General features: G+C 51.8%; 18 protein-coding genes. 2 read left to right on the top strand and 16 right to left on the bottom strand.

Features of this window, described 5'->3' with window-relative positions; all coding sequences use genetic code 11:
* Positions 1-29: 29 nt before the first annotated feature.
* A complete protein-coding gene (locus tag ATW55_RS03910) occupies positions 30-800 on the bottom strand; it encodes an SDR family oxidoreductase (RefSeq protein ID WP_067712670.1) in 771 nt (256 codons plus the stop codon).
* A 9-nt stretch (positions 801-809) separates the two neighbouring features.
* Positions 810-1,553 (bottom strand): sugar phosphate isomerase/epimerase family protein, encoded by a 744-nt coding sequence (locus tag ATW55_RS03905; RefSeq protein WP_067712667.1) that lies wholly within the window; start codon positions 1,551-1,553, stop codon positions 810-812.
* A 109-nt stretch (positions 1,554-1,662) separates the two neighbouring features.
* On the opposite strand from ATW55_RS03905, the gene ATW55_RS03900 reads away from it, so the two are divergent.
* Positions 1,663-2,646, top strand: coding sequence for an NAD(P)H-quinone oxidoreductase (locus tag ATW55_RS03900; protein WP_067712664.1), 984 nt, complete (start codon positions 1,663-1,665; stop codon positions 2,644-2,646).
* Positions 2,647-2,664: 18 nt separating this feature from the next.
* Complete coding sequence (locus tag ATW55_RS03895; RefSeq protein ID WP_160327159.1) at positions 2,665-3,561, top strand: PhzF family phenazine biosynthesis protein; 897 nt, start codon at positions 2,665-2,667, stop codon at positions 3,559-3,561.
* A 53-nt stretch (positions 3,562-3,614) separates the two neighbouring features.
* On the opposite strand, the gene ATW55_RS03890 is transcribed toward ATW55_RS03895, so the two are convergent.
* The 14 genes from ATW55_RS03890 to ATW55_RS03825 all read right to left on the bottom strand — a co-directional run bounded on the left by ATW55_RS03890 (position 3,615) and on the right by ATW55_RS03825 (position 17,313).
* The gene (locus ATW55_RS03890) at positions 3,615-3,812 is read right to left on the bottom strand and encodes a hypothetical protein (RefSeq protein ID WP_153005001.1); all 198 of its coding nucleotides are present in this window, start codon (positions 3,810-3,812) and stop codon (positions 3,615-3,617) included.
* Positions 3,813-3,950: 138 nt separating this feature from the next.
* On the bottom strand, positions 3,951-4,760 hold the full coding sequence (gene spo0A / locus ATW55_RS03885) for a sporulation transcription factor Spo0A (RefSeq protein WP_067712654.1): 810 nt from the start codon (positions 4,758-4,760) through the stop codon (positions 3,951-3,953).
* 150 nt (positions 4,761-4,910) lie between these two features.
* The gene (gene spoIVB, locus ATW55_RS03880; RefSeq protein WP_067712652.1) at positions 4,911-6,026 is read right to left on the bottom strand and encodes a SpoIVB peptidase; all 1,116 of its coding nucleotides are present in this window, start codon (positions 6,024-6,026) and stop codon (positions 4,911-4,913) included.
* Positions 6,027-6,182: 156 nt separating this feature from the next.
* Positions 6,183-7,868 carry a DNA repair protein RecN gene (gene recN, locus ATW55_RS03875; protein ID WP_067712649.1) on the bottom strand — a complete coding sequence of 562 codons (1,686 nt, stop codon included), beginning with the start codon at positions 7,866-7,868 and terminating at the stop codon, positions 6,183-6,185.
* A gap of 15 nt (positions 7,869-7,883) precedes the next feature.
* Positions 7,884-8,336 carry a transcriptional regulator AhrC/ArgR gene (gene ahrC / locus ATW55_RS03870; protein ID WP_067713099.1) on the bottom strand — a complete coding sequence of 151 codons (453 nt, stop codon included), beginning with the start codon at positions 8,334-8,336 and terminating at the stop codon, positions 7,884-7,886.
* Positions 8,337-8,390: 54 nt separating this feature from the next.
* Positions 8,391-9,245: an NAD(+)/NADH kinase gene (locus ATW55_RS03865; RefSeq protein ID WP_067712643.1), complete on the bottom strand. Its 855-nt coding sequence runs from the start codon at positions 9,243-9,245 to the stop codon at positions 8,391-8,393.
* A gap of 47 nt (positions 9,246-9,292) precedes the next feature.
* Positions 9,293-9,802, bottom strand: coding sequence for a hypothetical protein (locus ATW55_RS03860; RefSeq protein WP_067712640.1), 510 nt, complete (start codon positions 9,800-9,802; stop codon positions 9,293-9,295).
* A 66-nt stretch (positions 9,803-9,868) separates the two neighbouring features.
* A complete protein-coding gene (locus ATW55_RS03855; RefSeq protein WP_067712636.1) occupies positions 9,869-10,681 on the bottom strand; it encodes a TlyA family RNA methyltransferase in 813 nt (270 codons plus the stop codon).
* The gene (dxs, locus tag ATW55_RS03850; protein ID WP_153005000.1) at positions 10,681-12,594 is read right to left on the bottom strand and encodes a 1-deoxy-D-xylulose-5-phosphate synthase; all 1,914 of its coding nucleotides are present in this window, start codon (positions 12,592-12,594) and stop codon (positions 10,681-10,683) included. The genes ATW55_RS03855 and dxs overlap by 1 nt, the downstream gene beginning before the upstream one ends.
* 282 nt (positions 12,595-12,876) lie before the next feature.
* Positions 12,877-13,767, bottom strand: coding sequence for a polyprenyl synthetase family protein (locus ATW55_RS03845; protein WP_235586982.1), 891 nt, complete (start codon positions 13,765-13,767; stop codon positions 12,877-12,879).
* Complete coding sequence (xseB, locus tag ATW55_RS03840; protein ID WP_235586981.1) at positions 13,764-14,045, bottom strand: exodeoxyribonuclease VII small subunit; 282 nt, start codon at positions 14,043-14,045, stop codon at positions 13,764-13,766. The genes ATW55_RS03845 and xseB overlap by 4 nt, the downstream gene beginning before the upstream one ends.
* Positions 14,020-15,384, bottom strand: a complete 1,365-nt coding sequence (xseA, locus tag ATW55_RS03835; RefSeq protein ID WP_067712634.1) for an exodeoxyribonuclease VII large subunit — start codon at positions 15,382-15,384, stop codon at positions 14,020-14,022. Before xseA ends, xseB begins: the two co-directional genes overlap by 26 nt.
* A 9-nt stretch (positions 15,385-15,393) precedes the next feature.
* On the bottom strand, positions 15,394-16,266 hold the full coding sequence (locus ATW55_RS03830; protein ID WP_423742945.1) for a bifunctional 5,10-methylenetetrahydrofolate dehydrogenase/5,10-methenyltetrahydrofolate cyclohydrolase: 873 nt from the start codon (positions 16,264-16,266) through the stop codon (positions 15,394-15,396).
* 30 nt (positions 16,267-16,296) lie between these two features.
* Entirely contained in the window at positions 16,297-17,313 is a 1,017-nt protein-coding gene (locus tag ATW55_RS03825; protein ID WP_235586980.1) for an NAD(P)/FAD-dependent oxidoreductase, read from the bottom strand.
* Positions 17,314-17,349: the final 36 nt, after the last annotated feature.

Genomic DNA, 17,349 nt, shown 5'->3' with positions numbered 1-17,349 from the left:
GTCATTGTCAGCAGCATGAGGGTGCCTGATTAATCTTCTTCGTCAGGCGCATACATCATCTTGACCGTCATACCACCGTCGACAACAAGGTTGGTACCTGTAATAAACGAGTTTTGGGAAGCCGTCAAAAAAAGACACGCGCGCGCGATGTCCTGCGGCGTGCCGACACGCCCCGCCGGGTGTTGCAGGCGATCGATCTCTCGATGTACAGGGGTTTTGCGCCTGCTTTCTTTTTGCCAGTCGGACACCTCAATCCATCCCGGACTGATCGCATTGACTAAAACGCGCGGTCCAAGAGAAACGGCCAAGGAGTGCGTCAGTGCTAAAATCGCGCCCTTTGAAGCTGAGTAAGGTTCCGTATTGGGCTCAGACATAAGCGCGCGCGTTGATGCCATGAGAATAATATGGCCAGGATCTGCCATCGCCAAATAAGGAGCGCAAAGCGCACTCATCAAATAAGCGCCGCGAACATTGACTGCCATGACGCGATCAAACGCCTCGATTGGACGCTCAAAAATCGACGCATTGTGCCCGATGCCCGCGTTGTGGATCAAGATGTCCAATCGACCGAAACGGTGGATGACCTCATCGACAAACGGCTGATCGACCGACTCCAAAGAGACGTCGCCACTCGCTACATAAAGGCCGCGCTTGTCGGAAAACAGCGCAGAAAGCTCTGCACACGCTTCTTCATCTTGATCAAGAACGGCGACATCATACCCCTCAGCGAGGTAGGTTTCACACAGGCAGCGGCCGATACCATTTGCCCCGCCTGTGATCACGACAACCGGGTGTTCCATAAAAACCTCCTAAAATGCGTGCAAGGTGTCTTTTAAATAGGTGTAACTTTGCGCGACACTGGCAAACGGATCTCCGGGGCACTCGTCCTGCTCGACAAAGTACGCGTCAACATGTGACGCTGCTGAAAAAATTTTTTCAAAATCGAGAACTCCTGAACCCACTTCACAGTACGCTCGATCTGCAGCCGCACTCATATCCTTCACGTGAAGCGCAACGCAGCGCTCACCATATTTCTTAAGAAGCGAGATTGCAGAGTACCCTGCGTATTCTGCCCAATAAACGTCCAACTCCAGTTTAAGCCGATCCGTGGTGACACGGGAGAGCATTCGATCAAGTGCGGTTTGTCCCTCGTCGTTTTTCATCGTCAATTCAAAATCGTGGTGATGATAAAGAAGTGTCAATCCATACTTTTTCACCTCTTCACCTACCTCGTTTAAGCGATCCGCCACACGGTCATAATGTTGCATGGATGTGCGCATCTCAGGGGATAACCAGGGACAGACTAAATAGGATACCCCGAGGATCTTTGCATATTCCATCTCATCCTCGTTCAAGCGGTTAAATGGAATGTGAGTGGAACGCGGTGTAAGCCCCAATTCTAGGCAGCGATCACGCAATTCACTTGCCTTAAACCCACCGTAGCCTGCAAATTCGAGGTCTCGATAACCAATCTTTGCGACACGCGCAAGTGATCCGAGATAGTCAACTTCCATTTGTTGGCGTAATGTGTAAAGCTGGATACCAGGTTTCAAAGCGAATCCCCCTCATATACCGCCTTGTTCCATTCCTTTGAATCTAGTATACATTAGATTCATGGCAATGCATGACAATGGCAAAAAACCATCAGTAAGGAGCGATTCCATGCGTGCAATCGGCTATGATCATCCTGGTGATCCGTCTGTATTGAAACTGATTACCTGCGACTCTCCCCAGCTACGCCCAAACCATGTACGCGTCGCGGTGCGAGCTACAGCCCTCAATCGTGCGGATCTTTTGCAACGACGTGGATTATACCCGCCTCCACCCGGTGAATCCGAAATCCTTGGCCTGGAAATGTCCGGCGTCGTGTGCGAATTAGGAGAAGGTGTAACACGGTTTGCCCTCGGGGATAAAGTATGCGCACTCCTTCCCGGCGGAGGGTACTCGGAAGAAGTGGTTGTGCATGAGGATATGCTCGCGTACATCCCGAACAGTCTCTCCTTTGAACAGGCGGCGGCAATTCCAGAAGTGTTTTTGACGGCCTATTCCAATCTCTTTTGGCTGGGGCAATTTCAGGCGGGACAATCCATTTTAATTCACGCAGGCGCAAGCGGTGTCGGAACGGCGACAATTCAACTTGTAAAACAAATGAACGGGCGAAGCATCGTCACCGCCGGTTCTGTAAAAAAATTGACATTTTGTACGGAGCTCGGTGCAGATCAAGTGTTTAATTACCACAATGGTTCGTTTGTCGATGCTGTCCAATCATTTACAAATGGTTGCGGCGTCCATGTCATTTTTGATTTTGTCGGCGCACCCTATCTTACACAGAATTTATCCTCACTGGCGATTGACGGCAAACTGATTCTGATTGGAACCATGGGAGGCAACACCGCTCAAAATATCGATCTCGGGCTCCTCTTGCGAAAGCGCCTGCAAATTTTGGGAACAGCCCTGCGATCGCGAACGCTTGAACAAAAAATCGCGTTGACGCGCTCTTTCTTTTCATACGCCACTCCGCTATTTGAAAAGGGCGATCTAAGGCCAATTATCGATCGAGTATTTGATTGGCGAGACGCTGCGGACGCGCACGCCTACATGGAGACGAATCAAAACATCGGGAAGATCGTGTTGACGATAACATGAGATGAGGATGATCTATTGGTGACTGATTTTTTTTGCGTAGATGTGTTTGGTGTGGGGCCTTATACTGGCAATCCACTCGCTGTCTTTTTGCGCGGTGAACTGTATGACGACGAGACGATGCAATTGCTTGCGCGCGAGATGAATCTGTCGGAGACTACGTTTTTGATGTCCGATTCGATCACCACGATGGATGGGATTCCCACCGTAGATGTGCGCATCTTCACACCTGTTGCAGAGATCCCTTTTGCCGGTCACCCCACCCTCGGAACAGCTTTTGTCTTTCAACAGGAGTTTCTTAAACAGGCGTATCCTACCGTAAACCTGCGCATGAAGGCAGGGGTCATCCCAGTTGATATGGTTTATGAAGATCATCGTCCACAAAAGCTTGTGATGACACAAAACCAACCAATCTTTGGGGAGACATTCCCATCCGCACTGATCGCGGCAATTTTGTCTCTAAAAGAGGAAGATATCGAAGATTCCACACCCATTCAAATGGTGTCAACAGGGCTTCCCTTTCTAATTGTTCCACTAAGGCACCTTGACGCAACCAATCGCGCACGCATACACAGCGCAACGCTTGAAGATGCTTTTCGCGAGAAGGAACTACCCAATATTCTCATCTACACCACAGAGACGGTCCACGATCACGACTATCATGTCCGTGTGTTTGTCCCTGAATTGGGCGTTTCTGAAGATCCGGCCACTGGGAGCGCAAACGGCTGTCTTTGCGCCTATCTGAGTAAATATGACACAAACAGGCGAGGAAACTACAGGGCAATCGTTGAGCAAGGTTACATGATCAAACGACCGAGTCTGCTCTATCTGGAAGGGGAGCGAAATGCGGATCAGTACGTGATTCGCGTGGGCGGTGGAGTTACACCAGTCTATCGCGGAACCCTCATGCGATCCTAGACATTTATCCATTGTAAATGCGCCGCACCCTATCTGGATGCGGCGCACTGCGTTCACGAGCGGTGATTTGGGTTTACAGCAGCTGAAACGCCTTCGACTGCACTTTTTCCAAGCTCGACAGCCGCATTCGCCGTTCCGCCTATCGCTTCACCAGCCGCATTCAACAAATGCCCGTGTTGAGCTTTGTCTCGTGCATTGTGCGCGCCTTTGGAAAACTCACGTCCAGCTTTTCGCATATGGTAATCGTTCAACGGAACCATCCCCTCTCTCATCCGTAACGTGGTACGCGAAATTAGCATGCGCGAATCAAACACGCTTTATGCATCAAGAAACGAACGTCACACAGCGACATGCGTCACATCGATAAACAAGAACGACATACGATGGCACTATGCCGTCGTATACATCTCCATACGCAGTTTGTCAGCAACCATTGCGATAAACTCCGAGTTTGTAGGCTTGGCTTTGCTCGTGCTGATCGTGTGTCCAAATACGCGCGAGATCGACTCTGTATTCCCGCGGCTCCACGCCACCTCGATCGCGTGACGAATCGCTCGTTCAACACGTGAAGAGGTCGTGCTGTACTTTCCGGCAATCTTAGGATAAAGAATCTTTGTGACCGACCCGAGAATATCGACATCGTCGTATACAATCGTTATGGCCTCACGTAGGTATTGATACCCTTTGATATGTGCGGGTACGCCAATCTCGTGGATGATCGTCGTAATCAGTTGATCAAGCGTGCGCGGTCTTGTCGTGCCGTATGTAGGACGATTCTCAAATTCAGGCGTTGAAGTTCTAGACGTTCTTCCCGCTGGCGTATAGGACAGCGCCACATCGCGAATGCGGTTCACTAGGACATCGAGATCAAACGGTTTGATGACATAGTACAGCGCGCCAAGATCAAGCGCCTTGCGTGTCACACGATCTTGACCAAACGCTGTCAACATGATGATCTTTGGAAGCGGCGCGCTGCGATTCGCGTTTAATCGCTCTAAAACGCCAATGCCATCCAAATTGGGCATAATGATGTCGAGAACGACCACGTCCGGACGAAGGGTTTCGATGGCAGATAACACCTCAAGCCCATTGTTAGCAACACCAACAATGTCCATGTCTCTCTGTTCCCCAATATAATCCACCAACAGGTCGGCAAACTCCCGATTGTCGTCTGCAATAAGTACACGTATGCTCTCCACGATGACTGAACCCCCTAAATGCCTGACTCTACTCTATTTCGACATTCAGTTCTTCCTTCCTTGCCATTTCGAGAAAAAATTTATCGGGGGATTCAGACAATATTCGACAAACGTGTAGAAAAAATGAATAAGAAAAAGAGAGGTGCCTGATCAGGCTGCCTCTCGTGGTCGATCTTGATGAATGCGCAACGCTTTTTGCACCATCCATAACGCATAGATTCCGTACCCTTGGGTTGGATCATTCACAAACACATGCGTCACGGCCCCGATCAAGCGCCCGTTTTGAAGCAAAGGACTCCCAGACATCCCTTGTACGATCCCACCTGTTTTTGCAAGCAACGCAGGATCGACCACTTTTATGATTAATCCCTTTGCATCCGGATGATCTTGGCTGAGCGTGCGCACAATCATGACATGAAATGACTCGACTCGCTGACCCGCGATTACCGTCAGAAGCTGCGCAGGACCAGGGTGAACCTGTTCAGGTTTGGCAACCTCAATCGGTTTATTCAAAACGGTGTCGCCGGGAGGACTCATAAGCAGTCCAAAAATCCCGAATTCGTGATTGTCCTCAATCGTGCCAAGCACCTGATGGTCATTGACAAAGGAACCCCGTTTTTCACCAGGTTGACCACTCTCCCCGCGCTCAATCGATGTCACAGATGCGTGAACAATCTGCCCGCGCCCAAGAATCGGCTCCCCTGTGTCAACATCCGTGATCACGTGTCCTAGCGCCCCAAATTGCTTTGATTTTGGGAGATAAAATGAGAGCGTTCCGACACCCGACGCTGTATCACGGATAAAAAGTCCGATACGATATCCACCAGAGTCGTCGTCAAACTCCGGTTTTAGATGGATCGTCAGTGGAGTTTTTTGTCGGATGATGTGAAATGTAACCGTGCGATGAAGCGTGGCTGCGGTATTTACACACTGTGTAACTTGTTCAATCGCATTGACGGGGTGCCCATCAATCGATGTGATGATATCGCCGATGCGAATGTGTGCGCGCTGCGCCGGGCTTAAGGCAACCTTTCCCTGATGAATGAAATGATAGCCGACGACGAGTACACCCTGCGCGTGAAGCTTGATGCCAATGGATTGCCCACCCGGCACGGCATAATAGACAGAGGGCGCAGCACTCGCATGCGTCCATAAGCGGGGTAGCCATGTCCATCCGCTTGCGGCGCGTGTTGTCTGAGGCGTGACCCCTATGATGAAGAGGATGGCGCAAAGAAAAATCGATAGCGTACGGATCATCTGCTTCATTGGGATCCCCCTTTTGCGTGTTGTTCATCGTGCGCTTAGTCTGCCCGACGCCGCGAGGGGAATGATGCACAAAACATGGTTCGAAGAGGCGAAACCATCAGGTCTTGTCGGAACCATGAAGCGTATGTATTCTTTCCCTGAATCAATATTCCATTTTCAAAGAGAAGAGTGACTGAGCATTTCCAGCGCCTGCGCGCGCGTCGTGTCAGACGCGTTCAAACCGCCCATCATGCGCGCCAATTCTTCAACGCGTTCCCCATCTTTGAGTTCGCGCACCACTGTTTTGGTACGTTCGTCATGCGTCATCTTCTCAATATGAAAGTGGTGATTCGCCATGCTTGCCGTCTGCGCGAGATGGGTAACACAAAACACCTGATGGCGCGCGGCGATTTGTTTCATAAACCTCGCCACAGCCTGTGCCGCTTGACCGGAAATTCCAGTGTCAATCTCATCAAATATGAGTGTTGTAACGGGATTTTTGCCTGTCATGACCGCCGCAAGCGCGAGCATGAGACGCGCCAATTCTCCACCCGACGCAATTTTTGTAAGCGGTTTGAGCATTTCGCCGCGATTCGCGCTAAAAAGCAGTTCAACGTCATCAAGGCCGTCTGCGCGTGGTTCTACGCGTCGAATGGAGAATGTCAATGCGACATTTGGCATCACGAGCGCGTGGAGCACATCCGTAATTTCACGTTCAAACTCGTGCGCCACCTTGAGACGCTCCTCGTGCAGCGCTTCTCCGATTGTGATCACGTTCGCCTGTGCCTGCAAAAGATCATCACGAAGTGTCCTGATACGCTCTTCGTGATGGATAAGTTCATCCAGTTCTTCTTGAGCTTGCTTGGCAAAACGCGCGATCTCATCGGTTGTATCACCGTATTTTTTCTGCATTCGCTCAATCAGCGCGAGGCGGTCCTCCAGACGGGACAACTTTTCTGGTTGGTAATCGATGGAGGAGCGATACGCGCGAATGAACGAAGCTGCCTCTGATACATTCACCTGAGCAACTTCTAACAGGGCCAATAGCTCGCGAAGTGATGGATCAAGCTCGATCAGGCTGCGAATTTCTTCGATCATTGTGAAAAGCCCTGATTCGATTCCCGGAGATCCTTGAACGCCTTCATAAAGTGCGTCGTAAACGTCATCGACGGTTGAGCGCAATTTTCCCGCGTGCCGCATTTTGGCCCGCAGTTCTCGCAATCGCACATCCTCATTTGGTTTGAGTCGTGCATCTTCGATCTCACGGATCTGACTTTGCAGAAGATCGATTTTTCGCACACGTTCCTTTTCACTCTGAATGGCTCTCTTCAAATCGCGCTCCAAATGACGCAGACGCGAAAACGCTTCACGATAGGAATCAAGGTGGTGTTCAAGCGATTTTCGACCGTATGTATCAAGCAAGATGAGATGTTCTTCCTTGCGCATGAGCGACGTATGATCGTGTTGTCCCAGTTGCTCGACAAGCATTTGTCCCAGTTGACGCAAAACGTGAACATTCACGAGGCGGCCATTGACGCGAGCCACCGTTTTTCCATTCACATTCACATCGCGAGAGATCAGCAATTCAGCGTCATCCAGTTCTATACCTTGCTCAGAGAGAAGCGGTTCCATACGCCTTAATCCATCAGGGCAAATGTCAAAAATCCCCTCGACGTGAGCGCGAGTTTCTCCTGTCCGCACAAGATCACTGCTCGCGCGCGCACCCAACAACAGCCCGACTGCGTCAAGGAGAATGGATTTCCCCGCCCCCGTCTCACCGGTTAGACAGGTAAACCCCTCTTCAAACGCCAACTCAAGCGATTCGATCAACGCCAGATTAGTCACGCGAATGTGACGAAGCAAAACCGCTCCCCCTTTTTAAAGCAGTCCTTTCACACGCTCGACAACCGCTTCGGCTGCCTGGTTTGAGCGGCAGACTAAAAGAATGGTGTCATCTCCCGCGACCGTGCCCAAAACCTCAGGCCAATCCAGCGTGTCAAACAAAAATGCGACGGCGTGCGCATTGCCTGGTATGGTGCGCATGATCACTTGATTCATCGCACTGTCAATCGCCACAAACGCGTCATTGAGCAAGCGGTGAAGCTTCACGTCGGGCTGGATCGTCGACGGTGCCGTGGGCAAAGCATATTTATACCCACCGTCCGCAGTCGGCGTCTTGATCAGATGCATTTCCTTAATGTCCCGCGAAATCGTTGCCTGCGTCACTTGAAAGCCTGCCTCGCGCAGTGCATCCACCAACTCATCCTGTGTCTCAATAACGCGTTCGGTTATAATTTCGCGAATTTTTAAAAGTCGTTGTCCCTTCACGATATCAACCTGCCTCATCTTCCCAGTATGAATACCTAAGTCTCTGCTTTGCAAGCTTCAGTCTCCACGAAGTTTGGATTGAAGAATAGAAAAAAAAGACTGATCATGCAGGCGCACCAAAACCGTATCACATGAGGCGCGAGTGATGTCGATGCGATCACCCGAAACCAGCGCAAATCCTACCTGCCCGTCAACCGTGAGCCCAAAATCATTGTGATTCGCAAAGACGGTGACTGAAACGCGCTGATTTGCGTCAATCACACACGGACGCGCCACAAGCTTGTGCGGACAAATCGGCGTGATCAGGATCACCTGAAGATGTGGCAAGACAATCGGACCTCCACACGATAGCGAATACGCAGTCGACCCCGTTGGCGTCGAAACGATCAAGCCATCTCCTGTGAATTCCTCATATACCTCTTGGTCCACCGCGACGCGAACGCCAATCATTCTACCGAGCGCGCCTTTGCCGATTCCCGCATCATTTAGACCCACGCCTTTATAGACACATTGCCCATCGCGCCATACTTTCGTCTCAATCATCATTCGCCGCTCAAGTGTATAGTCACCCTGAAGTACGCGCGAAACGGCCTTTTCCAAATCACCAGGATCTGCCTCTGATAAAAATCCGAGATGTCCGATGTTAATTCCAATCATTGGAATCTCATGGCACGAAAACTGGCGCGCGGCACCCAGCAGCGTCCCGTCTCCCCCCAAGACAAAGAGGACATCGACATGATCTGCAAACTCCTCCGGGTTCATGCTGAGATCCTCGCGGCCAAGAGAAGTCGCACATCGCGGATCTGTATAGACGATCCCACCGCACTGTTTGACTGCTTGTACAATGCGAGAAGCGACTTCAATCGCGTTTGACTTCGTATGATTGCACAACACGCCAATTCTGTGACTCACACGTCCACCCCATCTCACGTATCGTCTCGAATCTGCCTTATTCCAAGTTAGTGAGACTGAGCAAGCGCAAAGCCGAGCACAGCTCCGATGCACAGCCAAAGTAAGCGCATTCTCCATTTTCGGTAACGCAGCCGACCCGAAACTTCAAGGGAAAAGTCAACCCAAGTCAAATCCTGCGTCTCTGGCTGAAAAAGTCCCACTGGCGCATCATAGATCACATAAAGCGGCATCACATGCGATCGTAACCAGGCTCCGCTTACACGCTCTGGATCGCGCAGACGTTTTACGCGCACAGGACAAGGTTGCCCATCCTTTTCAACGATAAAATCAGCGAGAACATAGCTCGAAAATTTGCGGTGGCCAAAGTACGTAATCGCCTCGTGCGCGACCCGTTCGTCAAGAATGGTAAAACCGATCGTTTGCAAAGCTTCTCCTGCATACACAAAACGTTCACGCTGAGATTCGGGTTGATCACTGTCCCAAGAAGCCCTCCGAAAACGTGAACGCAAAAAAAGGTAGAAAACCGTTACGCTTGTCAGAATCGCGATCACCGTCATGATTCATCCCCCAGACCACATCTGTTCGCGATTTGTCTGGAAAAATCCTGCATCGTACCGGAACGCTCACGATCTGCCAAATTGCTCGTGGGCTTTTTTTACAACGGTTTCAATTTGTGCTGTGTCCGTATGGACTTCCTCTTTATCTGCACTGACGAAATGACCCAGAAACTCCAGATTGCCGTCACCGCCCGCGATAGGAGAAAAATCAAGGTTAAGAAGCCGCATGCCAACCCGCGCTGCACCTTCAATGACCTCGTGAAGCACCGCCGTGTGCACATTTGCCTCCCGGACAATGCCCCCCTTCCCGACGCGCGACGGCCCCGCCTCAAACTGCGGCTTAATAAGTGAGACCAGTGATTCTCCCTGTCTCAAAATTTCTCTCAATTTCGGCATCAGCGTCACAATTGAAATAAAGGATACATCCATGACCGCAAGAGTGGGCCGCGGATCAAAACGCGCCACATCCGCATAGCGAAAGTTGGTTCGCTCCATGACTTCAACGCGTGGATCCTGGCGAATCTTCCACGCCAATTGACCATAACCCACATCAACGGCATACACAAAGCGCGCTCCATGCTGTAGGACACAGTCAGTAAATCCTCCCGTGGATGCACCTACATCCAATACCGTTTGATCGGTCAAATCCACAGCAAAGGTTTTCAGCGCCTTCTCAAGCTTCAACCCGCCACGGCTTACATAGCGAGGCGTTTCGCCCTTGATCGAGAGATCATGCCCAATCGGCAACTTGACTCCGGGTTTGTCCACGCGCTCTGTTTTTTGATAGACAAGACCCGCCATGATCAGTCTGCGCGCTTTCTCTCGCGTTTCCGCCAATCCAGCGCGAACGAGAAGCACATCAGCTCGCTCTTTATCCATTATTTTTTCTTCACGAGACGCGGTGGGATGCTGCGCGCTTCCGTGCGCATCTGTGCCTCAGGCTGTGGTCGATGAATCAGTCTTTCTGCCGCGCGGGCCACATGCTCTGCCGTCAATCCAACGTGATGAAGGAGTTCTTCGCGCGAACCGTGTTCCACAAAACGATCTCCGATGCCTATTGGCTGTATGTGTACCGTCAGACCGTGCGCCGCGTAGAATTCCAGAATGGCGCCACCCACACCGCCTGCCGCACTTGCCTCTTCGAGTGTCACAATCGGTATGTCTGCATGAGCAAGCTGCAACAGCAGCGCTTCATCAAGGGGTTTTACAAAACGCAAATTGATCACCTTTGCAGAAATACCACGCTGATTGAGCATCAAAGCGGCGTTTTCGGCTATCGCAACCATCGGCCCAAGCGCCAGCAGGGCAACGTCCGATCCCTCGCGTACAACTTCTGACACACCGACCGGGAGTCGCAAAAACGGTTGGTCAAGCGCGACACCGCGGCCGTCTTCACGCGGGTAGCGGACAGCCACAGGCCCTGAAAGGGTAAGCGCTGTAAAAAGCATGTGGCGTAGCTCACCCTCATCTTTAGGCATCATGATCGTCATGTTTGGCACCGTGCGAAGAAACGCCACGTCAAAGACGCCCTGATGCGTTTCTCCGTCTGGACCTACCAGTCCCGCGCGATCGATCGCAAAGACAACGGGCAAGTTCTGAATGCAGATATCGTGTATGACCTGATCATAAGCTCGCTGCAAAAAGGTGCTGTAGACGGCGAATACAGGTCTCATTCCAGCGGTGGATAGTCCTGCGCAAAACGTTGCCGCGTGCTGCTCTGCGATGCCGACATCAAAACAGCGCTCTGGAAATTCTGCCGCAAAACGGTTTAGACCCGTGCCGCTTGGCATTGCTGCTGTGATCGCGACAATCCGTTCATCCGTGCGCGCCAGTTCCGTAAGCGCATCTGCAAAAACCTGCGTGTAGCTCGGCGCCGCTTTTTTCGGCTTTGTCACGGCCCCTCCCACACTGTGTAGTTTGTCAGGCGCCGTCTCTGCAGACGGGTACCCCTTTCCTTTTTGTGTTACGACATGAATCAGGACAGGGCCCGATAGTTCTTTTGCCTGTTCGAGAATCGACAGAAGGGATGGCAGATCGTGACCATTGATCGGTCCAAAATATTTAAAGCCAAACTCTTCAAACAGCGCGCCTTGCACCATGAAATATTTGAGGCTGTCTTTCGCGCGCTCTGCGGCGCCGGCCAATTTGTGGCCAATCGCAGGAATTTTTTTAAGGAGGAGTTCAATCTCACTTTTCATGCGGCCATAGTGTGGATCCGTGCGCAGTTTCGTCAAATAACGGGAGACCGCGCCAACATTTGGGGCGATGGACATCTCATTGTCGTTTAGAATGACGATGAGCCTCTTTTTAAGATCACCAGCGTGGTTTAGCGCCTCAAACGCCATACCGCCCGTCATGGCACCGTCGCCAATCACCGCCACAACATGGTGATTCTCCCCGCGCAAGTCGCGGGCAACCGCCATCCCAAGTGCCGCCGAGATCGACGTGCTCGCGTGACCGACGCCAAAAAAATCGTGTGGACTCTCGTTGCGCTTTGGGAATCCCGCCATGCCACCGTACTGGCGCAGCGTAGGAAACTGCGCTTGTCTCCCTGTGAGGACCTTATGCGCATAGGCTTGATGCCCGACATCCCAGAGAATGCGGTCGTGCGGCGAATCAAACACATAATGAAGCGCCACCGTAAGCTCAACGACGCCTAAATTCGACCCAAAGTGGCCGCCGACTGCCATGATCTGTTCAATGAGAAACTGTCGGGTTTCGTCGACGAGTTGATGCAATTCGTCACGTGATAACACCTTTACGTCAGAAGGATCCTTTATGGTTTCAAGCATCCGGTAACGCCGTCCTTTCAGTTGTACAACAAAGTACCTATCATCCCAGATAAAAACACTCATCATCGTCGAGAAAAAGTACGCGAAAAATCATAAACTTACGGATAAAAGTATAGCACAGGCAAGAGTCGACGCAACCCTTGCGCAAAGTCTCGCCTGTGTGAGTGTAAAAGCGCGACACCTCTTTTTGATGGCTGGCTTGGTCACGGCGTTAGCTACAGTTTGTGTCGCATGAAAAAGACGCTGTACAAACTGCACTTTTCACACGTGCCTAATCATTATTCAAAAAACCCGCTCTGTTAGAAGATATGCCATCTCAATCAATACGTTCGGTTCCAAAGAAAGATCCGGTTTTTTCAAAGCGTCTACCGCATGCTCAGTCAACTCTTTGACGCGCTCGCGCGCACCCGATACGCCATAGCGTGCAGGGTACGTAGCCTTTTGTAAGACGACATCGCCGCCTGTCTGTTTACCAAGCAATGCTTTGTCGCCTGTGACATCTAAAATGTCATCCTGGATTTGAAAGGCCAGTCCAATGGATTCTGCGTAAATCGTAAGAGCGTGCAGCGTAGGTTGGTCTACGCCTGCGGCGAGCGCACCCATGCGAACCGAAGCGCGCAAGAGAGCACCTGTTTTTTTTGCGTGAATCTTTGCGAGTTGTTCATCCGTAATGCTTTGGCCCTCCGCCAAGAGATCAAGCATTTGCCCCGCCACCATACCGCGCGCGCCGCTTGCAAAGGAGAGTTCACGCACGAGCGACATGTTCGTCTGCGCATCCAAATCCGACAACAAAATCGTCTCAAATGCAAGTGTGAGCAATGCGTCACCCGCCAGAATGGCGGTGGCCTCATCGAATTGTTTATGGTTTGTCAGTTTGCCGCGACGATAGTCATCATTATCCATTGCAGGTAAGTCATCGTGAATGAGTGAATAGGTGTGAATCATCTCTACCGCACAAGCCGCCGGCAATACGCGCTCAATCGGAAGTCCGCACGCGCGCGCCGTCATGAGAAGCAGTGTCGGCCGAAGCCGTTTTCCGCCGCCAAGCAAACTGTACGTCATGGCGTCAAGCAAACGCGCAGCGCTTGATTGTTGCTCCGGAAGATATTCGCGCAGCGATTCTTCAATGACATCACGCATTTGGCTCCATTGCTGCTCCACCGTCTGAATCAACCTTTGATCTCCTCCGCCAAAAACGCCGTGTGCAACAGTTCACCTTGAGCGGCTGTAACCTGCTCAACGCGCTGTTCAGCGTTCTTTAAGCGCTCTCGGCAAAATCCGACCAACTGCATCCCCTCTTGATAGGTTGAAAGGGCTACATCCAGTGACAATTCGCCACTTTCTAGCACGCGCACAACCTCTTCTAGGCGGATAAGCGCCGACTCAAAGGACATCTGTTCATCAAGCGCTGCAGGCATCGCTTGATCAGCCTGACTCTCTTTTTGCTTCATCATCAAAAACCCCCCATACCTGGCAGTCCAGTGTGCCATCCATCATGCGCAGCGTCACGGCATCCCCCGGCTGCACGTGCGCAATTGAGGTGATCACTGGCGCATCCTTTGTTTTGCCTCGAACGACCGCATAGCCACGATCAAGAACAGCCAGTGGATTGAGCAATTCGAGATACGCATTTGCCCGCGCGACCCTTTGGTTCGCATCTTCTAGCAACTTTTGCAGTGCACGCTCTTGACGCTCCGCCAGTTGGTCAAGCTTTCGCCCCATCTGCGCAACGCGGTCAAACGGCGCATTTTTGGAAAGACGCAGCTCAAGTCCATCCAAACGCCGCACAGTTCCCAAAATGCGTCCCTTCACACCACCTTCGAGTTGCCGCTCCAAATGGTCGACACGCTGATGAAATCCATCAAACGCCCGCAGAGGATCCGTGAGGACGTGCCGTGAAGCGACGCGTTCAAAACGTGCATGCGCCTGTTTTAAACGCAGATTCATTGTGGATGTCATGCGCATTTGCGCCTGTTCCAAACGATGCAAAAGTGATGTGGCGTCAGGCGTCGCGAGTTCTGCCGCACCCGTTGGCGTAGGCGCCCGTCGATCAGCGACGAAATCTGCAATCGTCACGTCCGTCTCGTGACCGATGGCAGAGATGACCGGGATGCGAGAAGACGCAAGTGCACGCGCGACTAGCTCTGAACTAAAAGCGAACAGTTCTTCAAAAGAACCGCCGCCGCGCCCCACGATCATCACGTCCGCAAGGCCGCGCTCGGAAACCAGCCGGACGCCCTCCGCAATCTGTGCGGGCGCCTCTGCGCCCTGAACCGCAACAGGTACGACCAAAACATCCGCGAGTGGATACCGTCTTTGAAGCGTCGTCAGCATATCGCGCACAGCCGCACCCGTTGGCGACGTGACGAGTGCGATGCGCGTCGGAAAAGCAGGGATTGGGCGCTTGCGCGACGCATCAAACAGACCTTCTGCCTGCAACTTTTCTTTTAACTGCTCATACGCAACGTACAGCGCGCCAACGCCGTCTGGCGCAATCTCATCTGCATACATCTGGTACTCGCCTGAACGTTCAAACACGTCGATTGAACCTTTTACGACCACACTCATTCCATCGCGCAGTTCCACCCGCAAAGAGCGCGCGCGGCTGACGAACATGACGACTTTAACACGCGACAGCGCATCTTTTAACGTAAAATAGAGATGTCCGCTCTGTGGTCTGCTAAAATTCGAAATCTCGCCACGCACCGAAACATTTTGTAAATCCGGCGTGCGCGTGAGAACCGTCTTTATTGTTTGCGTCAACTCGAAGACACTGAGGACTCGCTCCATGAGATTCCCCTACACTCGGTGCTGTATTTGCGATGCGCGCACGGTGTTTGCCAATAGCATTGCGATGGTCATGGGACCCACGCCCTTTGGCACAGGCGTAATTCTTGAAGCGACGGGTTCAACGGACGAAAAATCGACATCACCACAAATCTTGCCATCCACCCGATTGATGCCCACATCGATGATGACGGCGCCTTCTTTCACATCTGGCGCAGTCACAAAGCGCGGGATGCCAACTGCCGCGACGAGTAGATCCGCCTGCCTCGTGAGCGTGCGCATGTCTTTTGTCCGCGAGTGACAAATCGTCACGGTGGCATTTGCCTGCAAGAGCAGATTCGCCATCGGTTTGCCAACGATGTTCGAGCGCCCGATGACTACCGCGTGCATCCCCGTGATATCAATCTTTTCGTAACGCAAAAGCTCCATGACACCAAGCGGTGTGCAAGGTACCATGCGATTCGTGCCAATCGAGAGCGCTCCGACATTTCGCTCGTGAAAACCGTCCACATCTTTTTCAAATGAAACCCGCGAAACAACGCGCTGCTCATTCATGTGCGCCGGGAGTGGCAACTGCACCAAAATCCCGTGCACGTGCGGGTCCTGATTTAATTGGTCAAGGGTGTCAAGAATGACCTGTTCATCCGTTTCAGCCGGGAACCGCATGATCTCAGACTCGATCCCAACACTCCATGCGGCCTTTTCTTTTCCGCGAACATAGCTCGCAGACGCGGGGTGATCCCCGATCAACAGAACCACGAGCCTTGGTGTAATGCCCTTTTCCTTCAAGGCTTGGACCTTTTGCGCAGTTTCTTGGCGGCTGACACCCGCCCAGTACGCGCCATCGATGATCGTTCCGATGTGAAATCCCTCCTGATCAATCAAGGGCGATCGCCTTTGGGATCGCCCTCGCTTTCATCCTTTGCGACTGCTGCTGTGTCCTGGGTGAAGCTTTGAAGTAGGGTCTAGATAAATCTTCGCGTGATTGACAGCCGTTGGAGCCTCGCCAAATCCTGTCGCAATCAATTTGATTTTTCCCGGATACGTAACAATATCTCCGGCCGCAAAAACACCTGGGATGTTCGTCCCCATGCGGGTATCCACAACAATCGCATTATCCTCAATCGTGAGCCCCCAATTGAGGATCGGACCAAGCGATGCAGAGAATCCCAAACTGCTCACAATCGCATCAGCCTCTACACGGATCGTCATCTTGCTGCGGTTCTCAATAAGCGTGACGGAGGAGAGCCAATCCTCGCCTTCAAGCGCATGAACCTCATAGAATGTCTTCACATCAACGCCTGAAGCGTAGAGCGTCTTCACATTCTCTTCGTGTGCCCTGAACTGATCGCGCCGATGCACAAGTGTGACCTGCTTTGCGACATGTTCGAGCATAAGCGCAAAATCAACCGCGCTGTCTCCGCCGCCGACGACCACGACGCGCTTTCCCGCAAATTTTTTCATGTCGTCAACATAATAGTAAATTCCTTTTCCTTCAAAAGCCTGGGCATTGGAGACGGGTAGCGGCTTCGGAGTAAATGCGCCAATTCCACCCGTGATGATCACCGTTTTGGAATAGTGAACACCGCGGTCTGTCGTCAGTTCAAAAACCTGGTCGTCCCGCTTGACAAGCCCAGTCACTTTCTCGCTCAGGCATAGCGTGGGGTGGTACTGCTTCGTTTGCTCGACAAGTTGATCGACTAAATCCATCGCCTTGATTTTGGGAAATCCAGCCACATCGTAAATGTATTTTTCCGGGTAGAGCTCTGCGAGTTGACCGCCCAATTGTGGCAGGCTGTCGATAATTTTTGTGCTCGCATCGCGAATACCTGCGTAAAACGCAGTAAAAAGCCCTGTCGGCCCGCCGCCAATCACCGTAATATCATAGACTTTTGTATCAATGCGATCTTTCACTTCCATCGGTGTTGACATCCTTCGTCCCCTCCAGATCACGTATAAATTCGAACA

Origin of the sequence: Ferroacidibacillus organovorans, assembly GCF_001516615.1 — a bacterium.
Taxonomy (GTDB): Bacteria; Bacillota; Bacilli; order Alicyclobacillales; family SLC66; genus Ferroacidibacillus; species Ferroacidibacillus ferrooxidans_B.
This window is presented reverse-complemented; position numbering and strand designations above follow the sequence as displayed.